This window comes from Arthrobacter sp. LjRoot14 (assembly GCF_964253905.1).
GTDB lineage: Bacteria > Actinomycetota > Actinomycetes > Actinomycetales > Micrococcaceae > Arthrobacter.
This window is the reverse complement of the sequence record NZ_CAXURL020000001.1, coordinates 2602626-2620044: the sequence shown is the minus strand read 5'-3', so window position 1 is coordinate 2620044 and position 17419 is coordinate 2602626. Positions and strand designations below refer to the sequence as shown.

Below are 17419 nucleotides of genomic sequence, written 5' to 3'. Positions count from 1 at the left end.
GTGGGCAAGGTCAGTCCGTGGCACCGCTTCGTCGATGCAGCCGTCAGAGGTGAGGTGGGCGGGTCCCCTCGACTGCCGCGCACCGCTGACGACCCGTCGACTCCCCGCCGGGCTGCGGAAGTCCGTGCTGCCGGCATCAGGGCCATCGTGCCGCGGACGGCGTCCGGCCTGCGGGACGTCATTGCGGCGCGCCTCCTTCCCGGACCGGAGGCCCGGGTGCAGGGGACAGGGAAGCCTGCCGGATGTGCAACCGGCGACAGGCCGCGGCGCCGGACCGACCTGCGCCTTGTGCCTCCCGCCCTCCTCGCCTGGGCCGCCGCCGTCGCCGGCGTCTGGTTGCCGATGCCCGCGCTCGGCGTCCTTATCGCGGGATTTCTTCTGGCAGCCGTGGTGCTGTTTGCTGCGATGCGCCGTCGCCGGTCGCTGCGCCACGATGGCGGCCGCGCGCCGCGGAGTTTCCTGACCACCCTCACCATTGCCTTGCTGCTGTCGGCTGCCATCGCGTCCCACTCGGCGGTTGCCGCATCGCAGAAGCACGACGGGCCTGTAGCGGATGCAGTCGCGGCGCGCTCCGCTGTGGTGGTTGAGGCGGAGATTGCGGGGACACCGCGCCAGTTGAAGATTCCCGGCCGCGCCGGATCGGACCGGTGGGCTGTTGAGGCCACCGCATATGCGATCACTGCCAACGGCGGGCTCATCAGAAGCGATGCCCGCTTGCTGTTGGTGGGCGGGGGAGACTGGCAGCACGTGCTCCCCGGACAGCGGATCCGGACTACGGGAAAGCTGAGGCCGGCCGACGACGGCCAAACGCAGGCGGGTACCCTTTCCGCCACCACCGGCCCAGCCACCACGGATGCCCCCTCCGCATGGCAGGAAGGACCCGGCGCCCTCCGCAGCGGGTTTGCAGAGGCTGCGGAATGGATCGGTGGCGATGCCCGCGGCCTCCTGCCGGGAATGGTCACGGGTGACACCAGCCGCCTCGATGACCAGCTTGAAAGCGCCATGAAAACCGTCGGCATGACCCACCTGACCGCAGTGTCTGGAGCGAACTGCAGCCTCATCCTGGGCGCGCTGCTGCTGGCTGCCCGAAGTATCCGCCTGCCGCGGGCTCCGGCCGCCGCGGCTGCCCTCTCCGGCCTGGCACTGTTCGTCCTGATGGTGGGTCCTGACGCCAGCGTCCTCCGGGCTGCGCTTATGGGCGCGATCGGACTGGTCTCCCTTTCCGGCGGCCGGACCGGACGCGGGCTCAGCTTCCTCTGCCTGGCCGTGATCGGACTCCTCATGGCCGATCCGGCACTCGGGACCAGTTTCAGCTTCCTGCTGTCCGTGCTTGCCACCCTCGGCATCGTGACGACCGGACCGCGGATCATGGAATGGCTTCCGCCGGTGGTGCCACGCTGGCTGGCGGCCGGCCTTGCCGTACCGCTGTCCGCCCAGCTTCTCTGCGGTCCGGTGATTGTCCTGCTACAGCCCCAGTTTTCGTCCTACGCACTGCCGGCGAACATGGTGGCGGCTCCCCTAGTGGCACCGGTGACCATCCTCGGGACCGCCGCCGTGCCCGTGGTGCCGCTGGCCCCGTGGGCAGCCGTGGTTCCGATGGCGGTGGCGGGCGGCTGCTCGGCCGGAGTCGCGGCCGTTGCGCGGTTCTTCTCGGGCCTGCCCGGTGCCGCCCTGCCGTGGCCTGAGGGGCCGTTCGGCGCTGCCACGATGGCGGCGCTGTCCGGCTGCACCCTGCTTGTGCTGTGGCTTGTTCTGCACCCGCGTGCCCTGTGGGAGCTGGTCCTGGCGACGCATCGAAGGACCGTCGATCTGCTGGATCTGTGGCCCGGTTTCTCCGGCTTGGATGAGCGCCGCCACCGTGGGAGTCTTAGAGGTATTAATCGGATGTCCGGGAGGAACCAAGAGTGGCCGCTGCGCAAAAAGCACGATCCAAGCCGGCGACGTCAGCGACCGCCACCTGGCGCGATGTGACCCCGGCCCGCGTGGTGCTGGTCGGCGGACCCGAGGAATACCTCGGCATCCGGGCCATGGACCGCATCAGGTCCCAGGTCCGCGCAGCCCAGCCTGATGTCGAGATCACCAGGCTCAACGCAGGCAGCTATGAAGCCGGGTCCCTCGCCATGAACGTCAGCCCTTCGCTGTTCGGGGAATCGAAGCTGATTGAGGTGGAATCCGCGGAGGCAATGAATGACGCGTTCCTCGCGGACGCACTGAAGTACCTGGCAGACCCTGAGCCCGACGCCGTCCTGGTGGTCCGCCACGCCGGCGGCGTTCGGGGCAAGAAACTGCTCGATGCCATCAAAGCCGCCGGCTGGCCGGTGGTCGATTGTCAGCCGCTCAAGAAGGATGCGGACAAGTCGGCATTCGTCGCAGCGGAATTCAAGGCCGCTTCGCGCCGCATCGAGCCCGAGGCCGTCCATGCGCTGGTGAATGCGGTGGGCGCCAACCTGTCGGAGCTCGCTGCCGCCTGCAGCCAGCTGATCGCGGATGCAGCCACTGCTGTGGATACGGACATGGTGGACCGTTACTATGGCGGGCGGATCGAGGCAACAGCCTTCAAAGTTGCGGACGCCGCGCTTGCCGGCAACGGACCGCTGGCACTCTCTACGCTCCGCCACGCCCTTGCGACGGGGGCCGATCCCGTTCCGCTCGTGGCGGCACTGGCCGCAAAACTGCGCACGGTGGCCAAAGTAGCCGGTGCGCAGGGATCCTCGGCCCAAATTGCGCGGCAGCTTGGCATGCAGCCGTGGCTTGTTGAACAGGCGCAGCGGGACGTCAGGCGCTGGACACCGGAAGGCCTGGTCCGCTCCATCCAGGTGACTGCCGAGGCGGACGCCCAGGTCAAAGGCCTTTCCCGGGATCCGGTCTACGCAGTGGAGCACGCTGTCACCGTCATTGCAACGTCGGTCCGCCGCAACTAGCTGCGGACACGTAGCGGACGGTTCGCCACCGACTCTGCCAACCTGCAGTCGCCGTTAAATGGATGTGGCCGGCACCCCGCTTGGGGTGCCGGCCACGATCATCAGTTCAGGTGAACTGGAAAACCTTAGAGTGCGTTGACCTTCTTGGAGATCGCCGACTTGCGGTTTGCAGCGTTGTTCTTGTGAAGAACGCCCTTGCTGACAGCCTTATCCAGCTTACGGCTTGCAGCAACCAGCGCAGCAGCAGCGGCATCCTTGTCGGTGGACTCAACGGCGGTGTTGACGGCGCGGATGGCCGTCTTCAGCTCCGACTTGACTGCGTTGTTGCGCAGGCGAGCCTTCTCGTTGGTGAGGATGCGCTTCTTCTGGGACTTGATATTAGCCACGTGTGAACTCTCTTTTTAATGCGGAAATGGTCTAGAGGGCTTTCAGATTGGCCATTGACTGAGCGGCGTGGGGATACCTATGGCGGCCAACCATCAGTGGCCGTCGACCTGCACGGACACACAGCTGTCAATAGTAGCAGATGCTCTGCAATGCTGTTGTTTCCCCGCTGGTGTCGGGCGTTGTGCCGGTGGCATCCATCAGCTCCAGCCGTGAAGCTCACGCAGTGCCGAGGCGACGCTGTCGAATCGCTTGCGGTCCAGGACGGCGCCTTCCCTGCGGATGTCCGCCGGGCTGATCTGGATGATGCGGTCCAGCTTGGCTTCACTGGGCCGGCGCTGCCTGTCCCAGCTGCCTGTCCCGATATCCACGTAGCTGTCGTCATTCCTGCGGTCCTGGTCATGGTCCTTGCTGGTGAGCATGAGTCCCAGCAGATACCGCCCGCGGCTGCCAACCAGGAGCACGGGCCGGTCCTTGCCCTGGGAGTGGTCCTCTTCGTAGGGAACCCAGGTCCACACGACTTCGCCCGGTTCCGGCTTGCCGTTGGGGGAGGGGGCGTACTTGATATCCGTGGTTCCCTTGAAGTCACCAGGGTATGTTCCGCTGAGGCCGCTTGCAGCGGCCTGCGGCTGCTTTGAACGGACGGGAGTGGGGCGGCCGGGGGCCGGGCGGGCCGGTCGACCCGCGGCGGGGCGCCCTTCCAGCAGGCGAAAAGCAGTGCGGACAGCCCGGCCGAGTGAGCGGAGGTTAAATGCCATCCTGCAACGATACTTCGACCGGCCGGCCCGGACTTTCGCGGTCCCGCGGACCAGGCGCGCAAACAATGCACCGAGTGGCGGCAGGACGTGGGACACTATAAGTTCACGTGCGGCAGGTCCCGCGACGGCCCCGGCCGTCCTGAGCACAGCCGCGGAAATGCCAACAGTAAGGACCCTGCGTGTCTCCCATGGCCCGCACCGCCCCGGTGCCCGCCGCAACAGATCCGGCCATCATCCGGAACTTCTGCATCATTGCGCACATTGACCACGGTAAATCCACTCTGGCCGACCGCATGTTGCAGTACACCGGCGTCGTTCAGTCCCGCGACATGAAGGCCCAGTATCTGGACCGCATGGATATCGAACGTGAGCGCGGCATCACCATCAAGTCCCAGGCAGTACGCATGCCCTGGGAAGTTGACGGCACCAGCTATGCGTTGAACATGATCGACACCCCCGGTCACGTCGACTTCACCTATGAGGTCTCCCGTTCGCTGGCCGCCTGCGAAGGTGCAGTGCTCCTCGTGGACGCGGCCCAGGGCATCGAGGCGCAGACCCTCGCGAACCTGTACCTGGCGATGGAGAACAACCTCACCATCATCCCGGTCCTGAACAAGATCGACCTCCCCGCGGCCCAGCCCGAAAAGTACGCCGAGGAACTTGCCAACCTGATCGGCGGCGACCCCGACGAGGTCCTGCGCGTCTCCGGCAAGACCGGCATGGGCGTCGAAGTCCTGCTGGACAAGATCGTCCGCGACCTGCCTGCACCCGTGGGCGACCCGGACGCTCCCGCCCGCGCCATGATCTTCGACTCGGTCTACGACACGTACCGCGGCGTGGTCACTTACGTGCGCGTGGTCGACGGCATGCTGCACCCCCGCGAACGCATCCAGATGATGTCCACGCGCGCCACACATGAACTCCTTGAGATCGGCGTCAGCTCCCCGGAGCCCACCCCCTCCAAGGGCCTGGGCGTCGGCGAAGTGGGCTATCTCATTACGGGTGTGAAGGACGTCCGCCTGTCCAAGGTGGGCGACACCGTCACCAACCTGGCCAAGCCTGCCTCCCAATCACTCCCGGGCTACGCGGACGCCAAGCCCATGGTCTTCTCCGGGCTCTACCCGCTGGACGGCACGGACTACCCGGTGCTCCGCGATGCGCTGGAAAAGCTGATGCTCAACGACGCCGCCCTCGTGTACCAGCCGGAAACCTCGGCCGCGCTGGGCTTCGGCTTCCGTGTTGGATTTCTCGGGCTGCTGCACCTCGAAATCACCCGTGAGCGCCTTGAGCGCGAGTACAAGCTCGACCTGATTTCCACCGCCCCCAACGTGGAATACGAAGTGACCCTGGAGGACAAGCGGGTTGTCCATGTCACCAACCCCAGCGAATACCCCACCGGTAAAATCGCGGAAGTCCGGGAGCCGATGGTGTCCGCCACCATCCTCGCGCCGAACGAATTTGTCGGGGCCATCATGGAGCTGTGCCAGAGCCGCCGCGGTGTGATGGGCGGCATGGACTACCTCTCCGAGGACCGAGTGGAAATCCGGTACCGGCTGCCGTTGGCCGAAATCGTCTTCGATTTCTTCGACATCCTCAAGTCCAAGACCCGCGGCTACGGCTCGCTGGACTGGAAGGCCGACGGCGACCAGGTTGCCGACCTTGTCAAGGTGGACATCATGCTCCAAGGCGAACAAGTGGACGCCTTCAGCGCCATCACCCACCGGGACAAGGCCTATGCCTACGGCGTGATGATGACCGGCAAGCTGCGTGAACTTATTCCCCGCCAGCAGTTCGAGGTGCCGATCCAGGCTGCGATCGGCTCCCGGATCATCGCCCGGGAAAGCATCCGTGCCATCCGCAAGGACGTCCTTGCCAAGTGCTACGGCGGTGACATCACCCGTAAGCGCAAACTGCTGGAAAAGCAGAAGGAAGGCAAGAAGCGCATGAAGATGGTGGGTCGCGTTGAAGTGCCGCAGGAAGCCTTCATCGCAGCGCTCACCACGGACGAATCCAAGGACAAGGCCAAGAAGTAGTGATGATCGTGGCCGGAACCTCCGGAGGCCGCACCCATGCCTAGCGTCCTTCCCCTGGGCGACCCCGCGCCGTCGGACGGCCTGTTGCCCGCGCAGGCCGCTGACGGCGCTGCGCAGCGGCGATTCGGGCTGTACGTCCACATACCCTTCTGTGCCGTCCGTTGCGGTTACTGCGACTTCAACACCTACACCGCGACAGAGCTCGGCGGCGGCGCGTCCCAGGACGCGTACGCCTCCACGGCCATCTCCGAGGTGGAGTTTGCCGCCAAGGCGCTGCAAGGCAGCGGCCTGCCGGAACGCCGGCTGGGCACGGTCTTTTTTGGCGGCGGCACACCAACTCTGCTGCCCGCCGGGGACCTGGCCCGCATCCTCACTGCGGCGGTAGCGCAGTGGGGCCTGGAGCCGGGGGCCGAGGTCACCACCGAAGCCAACCCGGACTCCGTCACACCGGAGTCGCTGCAGCTCCTTGCGGATGCCGGCTTCACCCGTGTTTCCTTCGGAATGCAGTCAGCGGTTCCGCACGTCCTGAAGGTCCTCGACCGCACCCACACACCCAGCCGGGTGCCGCAAGTGGTGCAGTGGGCCAGGGACGCCGGACTCGCCGTCAGCCTTGACCTGATCTACGGAACACCGGGGGAATCGCTGGAGGACTGGCGGTACTCGCTCGAGACCGCCCTCTCGTACGGCCCGGACCATATCAGCGCCTACGCCCTGATCGTCGAGGACGGCACCAAGCTGGCCGCCCAGATCCGCCGCGGCGAAGTGCCGGGAATCGACGACGACGACCACGCGGCCAAGTACGAACTTGCCGATGAACTGATCACGGCCGCGGGCCTTGGCTGGTACGAGGTCAGCAACTGGGCGCGCACGGAGGAGCAGGCGTGCCGGCACAACCTGGCCTACTGGCGCGGCGATGACTGGTGGGGGATCGGCCCGGGCGCGCATTCGCACGTCGGCGGAGTCCGCTGGTGGAACGTGAAGCACCCCACGGCCTACGCGGGAAGGCTTGCCGGCGGTGTGTCGCCGGCGGCGGGCCGGGAAACGCTCGACGCCGAAACCCGGAACGTTGAGCGGGTCATGCTTGAGGCCAGGCTGAGCACGGGCCTCGAATTGTCCGGGCTGGGAGCGTCCGGGCGGCACGCCGTCGCAGGCCTGATCGCCGACGGCCTGGTGGATCCCGCTGCGGCATTCCAGGGCAGGCTCGTCCTCACCCTGAAAGGCAGGCTGCTCGCCGACGCCGTAGTCAGAAGGATCCTGCCCGACTAATTGGCAGAACCGGCGGTTACTTCGCCTCCGGTTAGCTTGCCGGGCCGGTTACCCGGCCCGGCTGCTTAGTTGATCCAGCGCAGGTTGAAGTCGTAGCGGTGGGGCTGGCCGCGGTTTACGTGGATACCGGCCGCCACGGAGAAGCACGTTACAGCGATCCAAATCAGCGTGGCCAGCACTGCGAAGATGTTACCCACCACCGGCAGCATCACCAGGATGTTGCAGACGACGGCGGCGATTGTGGGCGGCAGGGTGAAGTTCAGCGCTTCCTTGGATTCCTGCGCCGTGAACGGGCCGCGGTCCTTGAAAATCAGGTAGATCAGCAGCGACGGGACGCACCCGAGGATGCCGCCGAAGTGTGCGAGTGTTGCCCACTGCCGGTCTTCGTTGGCCGTCAGCGGCAGGGCATTGGCGGGGACACCATGATACTGGGGCTGGCCATGGCCGGCCTGGTTGTCCCGTTGTTCACGTGCGTCTTCTGCCACGGTGTCGTCCTTCGGATTGCAGTGGTGCGGTGGTTCCCGGAAAAGCGGGCGCTGCCTCAAGAGCAACAACCGCCGAATCAAGAATACTGGGTCAGGGGTGCATTCGAAGAGTTCAACAGGCGCCTACGGCACGGTGAGGAAGTCGATGACCTCTTCCACCCGGCCCAGCAGGGACGGTTCCAGGTCCGCGTAGCTTCGGACTGCCCCGAGCAGCCTTTGCCAGCCCAGGCCGATGTCCTCCTTGGTCTCGTGGGGCCAGCCGAAGGCCGTCAGGATTCCGGTCTTCCAGTCCACGCCCCGCGGGATGACCGGCCACGCGTCAATGCCCAGTACGGCGGGCCGGATGGCCTGCCACACGTCCACGTAGGGGTGGCCCACGATCAGCACATTGCCGGCGGCGCCGGGGGACGCCATCACGGCATCGGCAATACGCGATTCCTTCGAGTCGGCAACCAGATGGTCCACCAGCACCCCCAGGCGGCGGCCCGGGCCCGGCCGGAAAGCGGCAACCGCCGCTGCGAGGTCGTCAATGCCGTGCAAGGGTTCGACGACGATGCCCTCCACCCGGAGGTCGTCGCCCCAGACTTTTTCCACGAGTTCGGCGTCGTGCTTGCCTTCCACCCAGATGCGGCTGGCCTTGGCGACCTGGGCGCGCCGGCCTTCTACCCGCACGGAACCGGACGCCGTCCTGCCGGATCCGGCAGAGGCTGTCTGCGGTCGCGGCGCCGGGGGCATCAGCCGGATCGGCAGGCCCTCCAGGAGGAACCCGTAGCCGAGCCTGAACGTGCGTGATTTGCCCCGCCGGTCCTCGAGGGCAACAACATGCATGCCGCCGGACTTCTCCACCCTGGTAACAGCGCCCACCCAGCCGGACTGCACGTCTTCCAGCACCATGCCGCGTTCGACCGGCACTTCGGGAAGTTCGGATTTCCGGGGCGCGGTGATGTCCTGCGGGCCCCAGTTCTGGTACGACATCGGATAGACACAGCCTTGCGCTAGAAAAAATGAACAGGAGAAGCGAAAACAGGGGGTCTGTGGGTTCACGGAACTGCACGTCCTGTCCCGCTCCCGGGTTTCGCCCGGAGCGGTACCAATGCTAACAACGCGGCGACTCATATTAGACTGGTTAGCACTTAGACATGTCGAGTGCTAACGGAGGACGGGACGTGCGTCCGGCGCAACGCCGGACCGCGGACCGGGAAAGCCGATCGGAGGTGGAGAATGAGCGAACCGCGCAAGCTTGAAGTATTGCGGGCCATCGTGGAGGACTACGTCCATTCCCGCGAACCTGTGGGCTCCAAGGCACTGGTGGAGAGGCACCACCTCGGAGTCTCCAGCGCCACCATCCGCAATGACATGGCGGCGCTGGAAGACGAGGGCCTGATCACGGCGCCGCACACCAGTGCCGGCAGGATCCCCACGGACAAGGGCTACCGGCTTTTCGTCGACCAGATATCCGCCGTCAAGCCGCTGTCGCAGGCCGAACGCCGCGCCATCCAGACGCTCCTGGAAGGGTCGGAGGACCTGGACGATGTCCTGGAGCGCACCGTGCGGCTGCTGTCGCAGCTGACCAACCAGGTGGCCGTGGTGCAGTATCCGCACCTCAGCCGCGCGATGGTGCGGCATATCGAGTTCGTGCTGCTGGCGCCGCGTCAGGTGCTGATCGTGCTGATTGCGGACACCGGCAAGGTGGAGCAGCGGGTTATCGACGTCGGCCAGGAGCTCGGCGATGAAGCCCTCGCCGGCCTTCGCGCGCGGTTCCTGAAGAGCCTGGCGGGGACACCCCTGAGCCTGCTACCGCAGGCGCTGCCCGCCGTCGTCGCCGGTTGTGAACCGTCACGCCGGCACGCCGCCCAGGCACTGGCCCGTGGCCTGGATGCCCTGGCCAGCAGCACCCGCGAGGAGCGGATGGTCATGGCCGGCACGGCGAACCTCGCGCGCTCCAACGTTGACTTTCCGCTGAGTATCGGCCCGGTCCTCGAAGCACTCGAGGAGCAGGTGGTCATGCTCCGCCTGCTCAGCGAAATGGCCCAGGACCCCCGCGGTGTCACTGTCAGCATCGGCAGGGAGAACCCTTACGACGGACTCGCGGAAGCTTCGGTGGTGGCCACAGGCTACGGCCCCGGTTCCAGCGCCAAGGTGGGCGTGCTCGGCCCGACCCGGATGGACTATCCCACCACCATGGCCGCGGTCCGTGCCGTGGCCCGCTACCTTTCCAGGATCCTTGGGCCGTGACCGGTCCTACATCAGCCAACCAGGCCTTCGTGTCCCGGTTTCCGGGGCGCAGCAGCACAACAGGCAGTACAACCAGGAAGAGATACGAACTTTGAGCAGCCACTACGACGTTCTTGGAGTCTCACCCGAAGCGACGGGCGAAGAGATCAAGAAGGCCTACCGAAAGCTTGCGCGCACCCTGCACCCGGATGTGAACCCCGGTGAGGATGCCTCGGACCGCTTCAAAGCTGTCACCCACGCCTACGAAGTCCTTTCCGACCCGCAAAAGCGCCGGGTCTACGACACCACCGGCAATGAGAACGGCACCGATAACGGCTTCGGCGGCGCCGGCTACTCCGGGCAGGGCTTTGCCTTCCAGGACATCTTCGACACCTTCTTCGGCGCCGGCGGTTCGTCCGGTCCGGCCTCGCGGGTCCGCCGCGGGCAGGACGCCCTGATCAGCGTCCGCATCGACCTTCGCGACGCTGTGTTCGGCGTCAACAAGAAGCTTGAGGTGGACACGGCCGTCACGTGCCCCACCTGCGAGGGATCCTGCTGCCAGCCCGGGGCCCACCCTGAGCGCTGCGACATCTGCGGCGGCAGCGGCCAGGTCCAGCGGGCCGTCCGCTCCATCCTGGGCCAGGTCATGACGGCCGCCCCCTGCGGCTCCTGCGAAGGCTTCGGAACCGTCATCAAGGATCCCTGCAACGAGTGCAACGGCCAGGGCCGCATCCGCAGCCGCCGTTCACTGACGGTCAAGGTTCCCGCCGGCGTGGCCACCGGAACCCGCATCCAGCTCGGCGGCCAGGGCGAGGCCGGTCCCGCCGGCGGCCCCTCCGGTGACCTCTACGTAGAGATCCGCGTCAATAATGACGCCACGTACGTGCGCGACGGCGACGACCTTCACGCGACCCTGCACATTCCCATGACCGCCGCTGCCCTTGGCACCGAGCTCAGCCTGGACACGTTCGACGGCCAGCAGGAAATAGACGTCAAGGCGGGCACCCAGTCCGGCGAAGTCATCACCCTGCGCGGGCTCGGCGTCACCCATCTCCGGGGCTACGGCCGCGGCGACCTGAAGGTCCACCTGCAGGTCGAAACCCCGGCGAAGCTGGATGCCGCGCAGGAAGACCTGCTCCGGCAGCTCGCCAAACTCCGGGGCGAGCAGTACACCGAGGGAAAACTCACCGCCAGCGGGGGAGTCTTCGCCAAGCTGCGGGACCGGTTCGGTAACCTGTAGCGGTGAGCAACCCGGTTTTTTTCGCAACCCCGGGAGCCCTGGACGAACAGGTTCCCGGTTCGCACTTTGTCCTCCAGGGTGCCGAGGCCCGGCACGCGGTCACCGTCAAGCGGATCGCTGTGGGGGAGTCTGTCGACATAGCCGACGGCGCGGGCAAGAGGCTCAGCGGCACCGTCGCGGCCGTCGGCCAGGGCGAACTGACAGTGGAGTGTTCGGTCCTCGAAACCGAGGAGCGTCCGGACCTCCGCCTGGTCCTCGTACAGGCGCTGGCCAAAGGCGACCGCGACGAACTGGCAGCTGAAACAGCTACTGAACTGGGGATCGATGCCGTCATCCCGTGGCAGTCTGAACGCTCCATAGTCCGCTGGAAAGGCGAGCGTGCCGCCAAGGCCCATGCCAAGTGGCAGTCGGTGGTGACCGCGGCGGCCAAGCAGGCGCGGCGGGCCTGGATCCCCGAGGTCCGTGCCGCCGTCGATGGCGCGGGGCTGCAGTCCGCTGTCGCCGCGGCGGACCTGGCGATCATCCTCCACGAGGATGCCGTCCGGCCGCTGCGCGCAGTGCTGGAGAAATGGCGCGACGGCGACGGCGACGGCAGGACGCCGGGTCCGGGGCCCCGCGAAATTCTCCTCATTGTTGGCCCGGAGGGCGGAATCAGTCCGCGGGAAGTCACCAAACTCTGCGGCGCCGGTGCCGTCACGGCCCTGCTGGGGCACCATGTGCTGAGGTCATCCACGGCAGGGCCGGCCGCCACAGTGCTCGCCAGCGACATCCTCGGACGCTGGTAGCGGCAGAGCTATTCGACCTTGAAGCCGCGGGTGTCCACGTTCATTTCCCGGTCCGGCTTGCCCGGATCGATCTGGGACACGCGGACTTCATAGTTCCCCGGTGCCAGGTTGACGTTCAGCGAGAAAAGCCCTGCTTGTGCCTGCTCGGCCGATGCCGTGACCTCGCCGCCCAAGTACGCCGTCTTATCGCTGCTGCCTTCAACCTTCAGGATCTTCCACCGGAGTTTTCCGCCGGGGACCGTGCTTCGTCCGGTGATCTTGACGCTGCCGTCAGCAACGCCCGCGCCTTCCTGCGGGTCGATGATCCAGACCGGGGCCACCATTCCTGCACTGCGGGGGGTGGGCGTGCCCAGCCGCACGTGGTTGAAGGCCAGGTAATCGGTGTGTCCGTCAACGAGGATGACAACCTGGATCTGCTGGCCCGAATCCACCAGCCCCGAGCTGGCACCGGCGGCCGTTGCCGTGTACACCAGCTGCTGGATGGCGCGTTTGGCCATGTCCTCGTCGAGGTTGCTGTTGAAGGCATCCGGTGAGACGTCTACCGTGATCACATTTTTTCCGGAGATCGAGGTGGCCAGCTTCTTCGGGTTCTGCCACGGGGTGAAGAAGTCGGGATCGAGGGGCTTGTCCGACATCATGGCGCGAAGTGCCCTGGTGACTGGATTTTCCTGTTCGGGGACGTCCCGGAACTCACGGTAGAGGAAGACGTTTTCGTTGCTGCGTCCGATCCAATACACCGGCGCCTTGTTGGAGGCCTGTGTGGTTTCCAGCGGTGCGCTTGTGCTCGGGACACCGGCGGTGGCGGACCCGGTCACTGACTGTGGTGTGCTGTCCGCGCTCGTTGCCGAAGGCTGGGGAGTGGCCACACAGCCGGAGAGAACCATGGCGGCGGGCAGCACAAACAGGAGCGCGGCAGACCGTGTCCGCTCGCCTCCTGCTGCCTTCCGGCGTCGTCGATTCCAGATCTCCATAGTGCTCCCGGGTACCCCGCCCTGTCCCTGCAACCGTTGTCGGTGACGTCGTATTTCGGCCGGCGCAATCCCGGCGGATTCCAGCATTACATAGAGAGGGCGGCCGCCAGCGGCGTTTGCGGACGGTCAGCCGAACTGCAACGGGAACGATATGAGGCCGATACGAAGTTGATACCTAATGACGTAGACGCGCAACGAAACGGTTGCACCCGGCCGGCGTACCTCCACGGTACGCGGCTCCCGGGCAGCGTACTGGCGTAAGATAAAAGGACTCGGCCGAGCACGGAAGCCCGATGCCGCAGCAGCGGCGGCGAAGTAATCGGCCGGAGAGACAATATTCCTAACTGGAGGGGACCAGAGGCCCGCAGGCCGGCACCATGACTGAAGCAACAAACGGAAGGCCCCGGTTCAGCGCCGGAGAGCGCACCACAGGTGAATTTCCCCATAGTCTTCCCGGTGTCCGGACGGAGGTGGTCATCTTCGACAACTCCGAACAAATGGTTCAGTCGCTCGGCAGCCACGATGAGGCGCTGCGTTTCATCGAAGAGCAGTTTCCGGCCGTGGACTTCCACGTCCGCGGCAACGAGCTGGCCATCAGCGGCCCCGCCGCCGACGTTCCCAGGATCATGCGGTTGCTCCACGAAGTGCGCGGCCTCGTGGACCGGGGAACTGTCATTACACCTGCGGTGCTTCAACAGCTCGCAGCCCTGCTCCGGAGCCAGTCACTCCAAAACCCGGTTGAGGTACTGACGTACAACATCCTCTCGAGCCGCGGCAAGACGATCCGGCCCAAGACGCTGAACCAGAAGAACTACGTGGATGCCATTGACGCCAACACGGTGATCTTCGGAATCGGTCCCGCCGGTACGGGCAAGACGTTCCTCGCCATGGCGAAGGCAGTCCAGGCACTGCAGCAGAAGGAAGTCAGCCGCATCATCCTCACCAGGCCCGCGGTGGAGGCCGGCGAACGGCTGGGCTTCCTGCCCGGGACGCTCAGTGACAAGATCGATCCCTACCTGCGTCCCCTGTACGACGCCCTGCACGACATGATGGACCCGGAGTCCATTCCCCGCCTCATGGCGGCAGGCACCATCGAAGTAGCTCCACTGGCGTATATGCGCGGCCGGACCCTCAACGATGCCTTCATCATCCTCGACGAGGCCCAGAACACCACACCAGAGCAGATGAAGATGTTCCTGACCCGGCTTGGATTCGGCTCCAAAATGGTGGTCACCGGGGATGTCACCCAAGTGGACCTGCCCTTCGGCACCCGCTCCGGCCTCCGGATCGTGGAAGAGATCCTGCAGGGAATTGAGGACGTGAACTTCAGCGTTCTGGATGCCTCTGACGTGGTCCGCCACCGGCTGGTGGGCGACATCGTCAATGCGTACGGCCTCTGGGACGAGGCACAGAGGAACCGGGTGAAGCATTCCGTGACCCGGGAGAAGCGGGGAGAGCACGCATGAGCATCGAAGTAAACAACGAATCAGGCGTCACGGTGGACGAAGCCCAGCTGGTTGCCCTGGCCCGGTTTGTGTTCGAACGCCTGTACATCCACCCCCAGGCTGAACTGTCCATCCTCCTGGTGGACGAACCCGCCATGGAGAAACTGCACCTGGAACTTATGGACGAGCCGGGGGCCACCGACGTCCTGTCGGTTCCCATGGACGAATTGACTCCGGGCACACCGGACAAGCCGACGCCGCAGGGCATGCTCGGCGATATCGCCGTGTGCCCTCAGGTGGCGGAAGTCCAGGCACGCAACGCCGGGCATTCCACCCAGGACGAGATGCTGCTGCTCACCACCCACGGAATCCTGCACCTGCTGGGTTACGACCACGCCGATCCCGAGGAAAAAGAAGAGATGTTCGGCCTGCAGCGGGAACTGCTGGAGGGCTTCACCGGTAAAGAAGCCCCGTCTGAGACGATGCAGTGACCCCACTGATCCTTGTTGGCATGGCGCTGGTCTTTCTCAGTTTCGCCGCCCTGCTGACAGCGGCCGAGTCCGCGTTTAATTTTCTTCCCCGCCACGACGCCGAAGAAGCCGTGCTTCGAAGCGACGGCCAGGCCCTCAAGCGCATCCTGGACCAGCCGGTCGCGCACATGCGGTCCCTGAGGTTCTGGCGGATCTGGTTCGAAATGGCCTCTGCAGTGGCGGTCGCCGTCCTTCTGCACAGCCTGCTGGACAGTGTCTGGCTCGCAGGCCTTGCCGCCACCGGAATCATGGCCCTCGTGGGCTTCGTGATCGTCGGGGTATCACCGCGGCAGCTGGGCCGTGCCCACGCCGCCGGCGTCGTCAGGTTCAGTGCGCCGATCATCCGTTTCCTGTGCTGGGTGCTGGGCCCTATTCCGGGCTGGCTGGTTGCGCTGGGCAGCGTCGTGGCACCGGGTGCACGCGCCGGCGATGAAGCCTCCTTCAGCGAGGAAGAGTTCCGCGAGCTCGTGGACCGTGCCACCGAATCGGACATGATCGAGGACAACGAAGCCGAACTGATCCAGTCCGTGTTCGACTTCGGCGACACCCTGGTCCGGGCCGTGATGGTGCCCCGCACGGACATCCTGAGCATCGATGCCGGCTCGAGCCTGCACCGGGCCATGTCCCTGTTCCTGCGGTCCGGCTACTCCCGGATCCCCGTGATCCGGGACAACACGGATCAGATCCTGGGCATTATCTACCTTAAGGATGTCGCCGCGGCGCTGCACGGTCTCGGCCCCGGCGAGGAACCCCCCATCGTGGATGACCTTGCCCGCGAAGTCCGCTATGTGCCGGAGTCCAAGCAGGTCAGCGACCTGCTTCGCGAACTGCAGAAGGAATCCACGCATGTGGCCATTGTGATCGACGAGTACGGCGGAACTGCCGGCCTTGTCACCCTCGAAGACCTGATCGAGGAAATCGTCGGCGAGATCGTGGATGAATACGACACCGAGAGTGCCGAGGCCGTGGCCCTTGGCAACGGCAGCTACCGGGTCAGTGCCCGGATGGGCATCGACGATCTCGGTGAGCTTTTCGATGTGGAACTCGACGACGACGAAGTGGACACCGTCGGCGGCCTGCTCGCCAAGGCCCTCGGCAGGGTTCCCATCGTCGGCAGCACCGTAGAGGTGGACGGGATCTCGCTGCGGGCGGAACGCCTGGAAGGCCGCCGCAACAGGGTCAGCCACATCATCGCGGCGCCCGTTGCAAAGGGCGCCGTTCCAGAACAAACTGACCTTGAAGACCTACTCGACGAGGCCGAAACAACGCAACAGGGAGTTCCACGTGAGCAAGCAGAATAAAGCGGACGACGACGCCTTTGGCGGCTTCCGGGCCGGATTTTCGATTCTTGTGGGCAGGCCGAACGCCGGTAAGTCCACGCTGACGAACGCCTTGGTGGGCAAGAAGGTGGCCATCACCTCTGCCAAGCCCCAGACGACGCGCCACACGATCCGTGGCATCGTCCACCGGGACGACGCCCAGCTGATCCTCGTGGATACCCCCGGTCTGCACCGGCCGCGGACGCTGCTCGGCAAGCGCCTCAACGACCTCGTGGCGGACACCCTCTCCGAAGTGGACGCCATCGGTTTCTGCCTTCCGGCCAACGAAAAGATCGGCCCCGGCGACCGCTTTATCGCCGCCCAGCTGGCCGCGGTCGGCAAAAAGCCGATCATCGCCATCGTGACCAAGGCTGACCTGGTGGACCGTCAGGCACTGACCGAACAGCTGCTCGCTGTTGCTGCCCTGGGCCGCGAAGTCCTTGGCGAGGAGGGCTGGAAGGACATCGTTCCCGTGTCGGCCACGGACGGCTTCCAGGTGTCTACTGTGGCGGACGTCCTCATCAGCCACATGCCGCCGTCGCAGCCGCTGTACCCCGACGGGCACCTGACGGATGAGCCCGAAGCCGTCATGGTGGCCGAACTCATCCGCGAGGCTGCACTGGAGGGTGTCCGGGACGAGCTTCCGCACTCCCTGGCCGTTGTGGTGGAGGAGATCGTTCCCCGGGAGGGCCGGCCGGAGGACAGCCCGTTCCTTGACGTCAGGGTCAACCTCTACGTGGAGCGCCCCTCCCAGAAAGCCATCATCATCGGTAAGGGCGGCGCCCGGCTGCGGGAAGTCGGCACTAACGCCCGCAAGGGCATCGAAGCCCTCCTCGGGACCCGGATCTACCTCGACCTGCATGTCAAGGTGGCCAAGGACTGGCAACGCGACCCCAAGCAGCTGGTGAAGCTCGGTTTCTAGCCCGCACCGGGACGCCGGGCTGCGTCCCGGGTTGCCGCCGCCGGACCGGACGGCCCATCCCGGCGCCCGCCTGCGCCCGCCCATCGGGCGTTTTCCCAGCCAGGACCACTAAAATGGACCGGACCCCGTTTTATAGAGGAAGGTAA

16 protein-coding genes are annotated in these 17419 nt (G+C 65.7%); 11 read left to right on the top strand and 5 right to left on the bottom strand.

What is annotated here, in order from left to right; translation table 11 throughout:
* Both ACSQ12_RS11705 and holA read left to right on the top strand, forming a co-directional pair.
* The gene (locus tag ACSQ12_RS11705) at positions 1-1971 is read left to right on the top strand and encodes a ComEC/Rec2 family competence protein (RefSeq protein ID WP_436065506.1); all 1971 of its coding nucleotides are present in this window, start codon (positions 1-3) and stop codon (positions 1969-1971) included.
* Complete coding sequence (holA, locus tag ACSQ12_RS11700; RefSeq protein WP_436065505.1) at positions 1905-2921, top strand: DNA polymerase III subunit delta; 1017 nt, start codon at positions 1905-1907, stop codon at positions 2919-2921. Before ACSQ12_RS11705 ends, holA begins: the two co-directional genes overlap by 67 nt.
* Positions 2922-3046: 125 nt before the next feature.
* Here holA and rpsT read toward each other — a convergent pair whose 3' ends face one another.
* Positions 3047-3307 carry a 30S ribosomal protein S20 gene (gene rpsT / locus ACSQ12_RS11695; protein ID WP_011692086.1) on the bottom strand — a complete coding sequence of 87 codons (261 nt, stop codon included), beginning with the start codon at positions 3305-3307 and terminating at the stop codon, positions 3047-3049.
* Between the two features lie 198 nt (positions 3308-3505).
* The gene (locus tag ACSQ12_RS11690) at positions 3506-4063 is read right to left on the bottom strand and encodes a type II toxin-antitoxin system PemK/MazF family toxin (RefSeq protein ID WP_436065504.1); all 558 of its coding nucleotides are present in this window, start codon (positions 4061-4063) and stop codon (positions 3506-3508) included.
* 179 nt (positions 4064-4242) lie between these two features.
* On the opposite strand from ACSQ12_RS11690, the gene lepA reads away from it, so the two are divergent.
* Both lepA and hemW read left to right on the top strand, forming a co-directional pair.
* Positions 4243-6096: a translation elongation factor 4 gene (lepA, locus tag ACSQ12_RS11685; protein ID WP_011692084.1), complete on the top strand. Its 1854-nt coding sequence runs from the start codon at positions 4243-4245 to the stop codon at positions 6094-6096.
* 36 nt (positions 6097-6132) lie between these two features.
* A complete protein-coding gene (gene hemW / locus ACSQ12_RS11680) occupies positions 6133-7362 on the top strand; it encodes a radical SAM family heme chaperone HemW (RefSeq protein ID WP_436065503.1) in 1230 nt (409 codons plus the stop codon).
* Positions 7363-7427: 65 nt separating this feature from the next.
* Here the strand turns inward: hemW and ACSQ12_RS11675 are convergent, their stop codons facing one another.
* Positions 7428-7847, bottom strand: coding sequence for a DUF4870 domain-containing protein (locus ACSQ12_RS11675; RefSeq protein ID WP_436065502.1), 420 nt, complete (start codon positions 7845-7847; stop codon positions 7428-7430).
* Between the two features lie 123 nt (positions 7848-7970).
* Positions 7971-8822, bottom strand: a complete 852-nt coding sequence (locus ACSQ12_RS11670) for a DUF3097 domain-containing protein (RefSeq protein WP_436065501.1) — start codon at positions 8820-8822, stop codon at positions 7971-7973.
* A 246-nt stretch (positions 8823-9068) separates the two neighbouring features.
* On the opposite strand from ACSQ12_RS11670, the gene hrcA reads away from it, so the two are divergent.
* The 3 genes from hrcA (at position 9069) to ACSQ12_RS11655 (ending at position 12086) form a co-directional block, all read left to right on the top strand.
* Complete coding sequence (gene hrcA / locus ACSQ12_RS11665; RefSeq protein ID WP_209744520.1) at positions 9069-10082, top strand: heat-inducible transcriptional repressor HrcA; 1014 nt, start codon at positions 9069-9071, stop codon at positions 10080-10082.
* A gap of 91 nt (positions 10083-10173) precedes the next feature.
* A complete protein-coding gene (dnaJ, locus tag ACSQ12_RS11660) occupies positions 10174-11301 on the top strand; it encodes a molecular chaperone DnaJ (protein WP_209744523.1) in 1128 nt (375 codons plus the stop codon).
* 2 nt (positions 11302-11303) lie between these two features.
* On the top strand, positions 11304-12086 hold the full coding sequence (locus tag ACSQ12_RS11655) for a 16S rRNA (uracil(1498)-N(3))-methyltransferase (RefSeq protein ID WP_436065500.1): 783 nt from the start codon (positions 11304-11306) through the stop codon (positions 12084-12086).
* A gap of 8 nt (positions 12087-12094) precedes the next feature.
* On the opposite strand, the gene ACSQ12_RS11650 is transcribed toward ACSQ12_RS11655, so the two are convergent.
* Entirely contained in the window at positions 12095-13057 is a 963-nt protein-coding gene (locus ACSQ12_RS11650; protein ID WP_209744529.1) for a GerMN domain-containing protein, read from the bottom strand.
* A gap of 377 nt (positions 13058-13434) precedes the next feature.
* Here ACSQ12_RS11650 and ACSQ12_RS11645 point away from each other — a divergent pair, with 377 nt between their 5' ends.
* From ACSQ12_RS11645 to era, 4 genes are read left to right on the top strand one after another with little or no spacing between them, the layout of a single operon-like run.
* Complete coding sequence (locus ACSQ12_RS11645) at positions 13435-14523, top strand: PhoH family protein (RefSeq protein ID WP_436065499.1); 1089 nt, start codon at positions 13435-13437, stop codon at positions 14521-14523.
* Positions 14520-14993: an rRNA maturation RNase YbeY gene (gene ybeY / locus ACSQ12_RS11640; RefSeq protein WP_011692075.1), complete on the top strand. Its 474-nt coding sequence runs from the start codon at positions 14520-14522 to the stop codon at positions 14991-14993. Before ACSQ12_RS11645 ends, ybeY begins: the two co-directional genes overlap by 4 nt.
* Entirely contained in the window at positions 14990-16333 is a 1344-nt protein-coding gene (locus ACSQ12_RS11635; RefSeq protein WP_209744535.1) for a hemolysin family protein, read from the top strand. The genes ybeY and ACSQ12_RS11635 overlap by 4 nt, the downstream gene beginning before the upstream one ends.
* Complete coding sequence (gene era / locus ACSQ12_RS11630) at positions 16317-17273, top strand: GTPase Era (RefSeq protein ID WP_209744537.1); 957 nt, start codon at positions 16317-16319, stop codon at positions 17271-17273. Before ACSQ12_RS11635 ends, era begins: the two co-directional genes overlap by 17 nt.
* Positions 17274-17419 lie beyond the last annotated feature (146 nt).